The 4,343-nt window shown below is 50.8% G+C and carries 2 protein-coding genes; both read right to left on the reverse strand.

Annotation, left to right across the window (positions count from 1 at the left end; translation table 11 throughout):
- On the reverse strand, positions 1–956 hold a 956-nt coding region (gene tgt / locus GX419_10115), incomplete at its 3' end, for a tRNA guanosine(34) transglycosylase Tgt (GenBank protein ID NLI25047.1).
- A gap of 181 nt (positions 957–1,137) precedes the next feature.
- Entirely contained in the window at positions 1,138–3,726 is a 2,589-nt protein-coding gene (locus GX419_10120) for a hypothetical protein (protein ID NLI25048.1), read from the reverse strand.
- Between the last annotated feature and the right edge of the window lie 617 nt (positions 3,727–4,343).

Consider the following 4,343-nt stretch of genomic DNA (forward strand, 5'->3'; position numbering starts at 1 on the left):
GCTTTTGAATAGGTTTCATCAGCAAAAATGATACCAGCAGGGTCGAGCGGGGAAAAATCGTCCTTCCATTTGATGTTGCGGATGTTGATAATTCCCTCGGTAGTGAACAGCATGCCGTTGCGGCCGTTGCGCGTGGGAATCACACAGTCGAACATATCAATTCCGAGGGCTATGGCTTCCAGCAGATTGGCCGGTGTTCCCACACCCATCAGGTAGCGGGGTTTTTCGGCCGGCAGGATAGCCGTTACATGGGCAATCATTTCGTACATCAGCTCAGCAGGTTCCCCTACCGACAGGCCTCCGATGGCATTTCCGTCGGCATTTCGCGAAGCGACAAACTCGGCCGAAGTTTTGCGGAGATCGGCATAAACACTGCCCTGCACTATGGGAAACAGCATCTGGCTGTGCCCATAGGCCGGCGAGGTTTCCCTGAAACGCCGCAGGCCCCTGTCGAGCCAGCGGTGGGTAAGTTCCATGGAAAGACGGGCATATTCGTATTCGCACGGATAGGGGGTGCATTCGTCAAGCACCATCATAATGTCGGACCCAATGGTTCGTTGAATGTCCACCACATTTTCGGGCGTAAAAAGATGCTCCGAACCGTCGATGTGGCTTTTGAACATGGCACCCTCCTCCCGTATCTTCCGGATTTCGGCCAGGGAGAATACCTGGTATCCGCCGCTGTCGGTAAGGATAGGCCCCTGCCAGTTCATAAACCGGTGAAGCCCTCCTGCCTTTGCTATGACGTCAAGTCCGGGACGAAGATACAGGTGGTAGGTGTTGCTCAGTATGATCCGGGCTTTTACATCGTGAAGAAGTTCCCGCTGGTGGACACCCTTTACGGTTCCGGCCGTACCCACCGGCATAAAGGCGGGGGTTGGCACCTCCCCGTGGCCGGTAACAAGAACACCTGCGCGGGCAGAGGACTTCGGATCGGTATGTTCAATGCCAAACATATTACAGGGTAAAAACACGGCAAATATACGGTTTTCCGGTTCGAATACCGTACGGAGCCATTGTTTTGTATGCCGCGTTCTATGTTTGTTTAGAATTATCAATCAACAGGTTGGTGAAACTGCGCCAACCCATTGATAGAGTTGCTTTTTATTACCGGTATGAATTTTTTATGGCTGGTATTTATGGCTTACCGATTTTTCTTCCGCTTACAATAAACTGCTTCACCGGAAAGGTTCCTGAAACTGCTTCGGCAAACGGCTTGCCGTTTCGCAGGCCGACTTTGCCAAAACCGGTTTCGCAGGCAAAGAAACAGGAAAAATTATCTCCGATTTTCGAATCAATGTACATTGTGCCTGATACTGCATCCAGAAAAATGCCCGTGAGTCCCTGCAACAATCCATAGCTCGACATGGCCCGCGCATACCAGTGCCCGCACTCATATTCATCGAACGGGTTCCGCACGGTACCATCATAGCGCTTGCGGGCTGTCCTGACTATTTCCAGCCCTTTTTCCACTTCCCCCATCCGCATCAGATGCGACGCAACCTGATATTCAATGCCTGTCCACACTTCATTGCTATAAACAAACGGCAGTGAAAGTTCTCCCCCGTCGGGCCAGGTGCAGAGAAGCAGGCCTCCTTCCTTTCCATAGGCATAGGAGGCTCTCTGCAGATTGGCATGCAAGGAGAGATCGGTTTTGAAGTTGTACCGGTACACCGACAGGAGGTGGCTCTTTACCTTTTCCCTGTCGATTCCGGGATCAAGCCCGCACATTTCTGAAAGCCATACCCCCAGCACCCCGTCGGAAAGGCATCCGTTTCCATACTGGTATTTCGGCCCTTCCTTCACCAGCAATGCCATGGCTTCATCGGAATAACCCCCGCCGATACTGTTGCGGGAAGCTGTAACCGGATTTTCAGCCCTGAGCCCTTCGGTAGTGATACGCTGGAAAAAATACCTGCCATTGAAGAGTTCCGTTTCGAGATACTTTTTCCCCCTGGCATACAATTCCCGGTAAAGGGTGATGTCATCTCCGAGGTATGAGCCCATTTGAATGGCAGCATGAAGCGCGGCCACGTAGAAACCTGTAATCATGCCGTCGGGGCCCCAGAATTCGATATCGTAGGTATTATGGTGGGGTTCTTCTATCACACCCTTATGTTTCGGATCCCATTGTTCAATGCAGTAATCGAGCGATTTTCTTACCCGGGGCCACAGGTTTTCCATCCATCGGGTATCTCCTGAGATCCGCCATTCGCGGTAAACCTTCATAATACCACCCAGTTGTCCGTCGGAGGCTGCATGCCAGCCATGGTTCGGTTCGCGGATCGGAAGCGCAGATCTGAAATTCTGATGCCCAAGCTGGTTCTGGCTCACCCGGAATTCCGTTTCGCGGAGGGTTCGTTCCAGCGCAGGAAACAGACGACTGATTGCCTGGGCATAGTTCCAGACATGGGTACACGAACCCTCACAGCAACCCTGCCCTTTGTCAAAACATCCTTCCCAGCCCCAGAGACGTCCGTCTTTCTGGCGCAATACGGTAGGTGATTTCAGAATGGTGAGGTTGGCACTAACAGCTTCCAGCACTTCAGGAGGAAGGTCGGAGGCAAAGAAGGTTTCGGAAAAGAGTTCCGACTTTTGTTGCAACGCTTTATACTGTGCGCTCCAGTAAGCGGCGACTTCTCCGATATCCGAAAAACGACCGGCATACCAGGGTTCATAAAATCCGGCAGTGATTTCGGGCGGACAGCAGCTTGGTCCGGAATCGCAGGTCGCTGCATTGACCTTTTCGCGGAAAGTTTCATTGTCAGGGCTCCATCCAAAACGCTGGTCAGAATGCGGAACGTACCATGCCAGCATAATACGGATAGTTTTTGATGATCCCGGGTTCAGGGTGAGGGGGACATAAATTGATGCTCCTTCTGCTCCCCGCGTGACAGGGCGTGAAGGGGTATTTCCGGCCTGGATATCTTTCCATAGCAGGGTATGGGCATCGAACCATCCGCCACGGAACCAGCAGTAATCAACAACTGCCGCAGGATCGTCGGTCCAGACGGCAAAGTCGCCTCTGTACCATGGCTTCCCGGGCAAACACGACTGGGAAAGAATGAATCCGCCCGGCATAGCCATCACAGAATCCCGGCCTGCATACTGTCCTCCCCACATACTGGGCTGTTCCACCCGCATGAGATTGGAACTGTGAAACGAAAATACCAGATCCATTGTCTTATCCGAGGAGTTGGTGAGGGTGTACTCCAGGGCACCTGCGGGAAGTCCGGAATTGTCGGCATCGCCCGGAATAAAGGGGCTCCAGCCTCTGATGCTGACCCGAACGGGAAGGGAAGAATCTTCCAGGTCCACCCTGGCAAACGGGAAACGGGAGGTAAAGACGGCCTTATCGAACCGGGGACAGCCATAGAGCCGGCCCCCGTTTGCGGTTCCCTCCTCGCCAAAAAGCCGCCAGGGCTGAACAGGCCCTTCCGCTATGCGCGCCCCGCTGGCAAATCCCTTTACCGACACGGCAGCAAAAATGAAAGGCCGGTTGTTCATGTCCGGTTTGTGCCGGAGCGAAAAGTGGGAAAGCGATCCGTTCCCTTCAAGGCAAAACATACCGGCTCCCAGACCGCCAATGGGAAAAGCAACCTGACGGATGTTCTCTCCGGAATACGCCAGGTTGAATTCATGCCCTGCATAAAGAATACCGGTAGAAGAAAGCACCGGGGCAAACAACATGCAAAAAAAAATAATGCTGTTTTTTTCATAATTCATTTGATGAAGGTTGTTGGACTGAATTTTACTTAATAAAGCAACTTACAATAAAATTACCATTTCACCCGGATGCAGAGAAACCCGAAGCAAGATACAATTTTGCTTAAACCTGATTAATTCATTAGGAGCAACTTTTTGGTGTGAACTAATGAATGCCTTCAGAAGGTGTGGGGTTTTAATTAATTATATATCAGTTGGTTGACACATTACGCCAACCAGCTATAAAAGTCTTTTCGGGGATTTCGAAAAACGAACATAATATTAAATATAAGTTGAAGACGGTTTTTAAAATGTATGTATTTATCAGTCGGGATTACCTCGATAAGTCACTAGAAACAAGTTGTTTACTTGTTTTTTGTGTTTTTATTGACCAATCGGTTAAAGATTAATCCAATTCCCGGTCAGGGGATTAAGGACAATGGCGATGTATTTCAGAGTTCCAGCGTTCCAATGTTCCAAAGTTCCAGCGTTTCGGCGTTCCAGCGCAGAGCGTAAAGACAATTGCAAATGACGAATGGCCAACGGCGAAAAGCAAGAGTCCCTGCTTCCGGCTATTCGTATTCTTTCAGAATTTCCTTTACTCCTTCGGGGGCAACGCGGCCATAAACCTTCTCTCC

It is taken from the genome of Bacteroidales bacterium, assembly GCA_012517825.1.
Taxonomy (GTDB): Bacteria; Bacteroidota; Bacteroidia; order Bacteroidales; family JAAYUG01; genus JAAYUG01.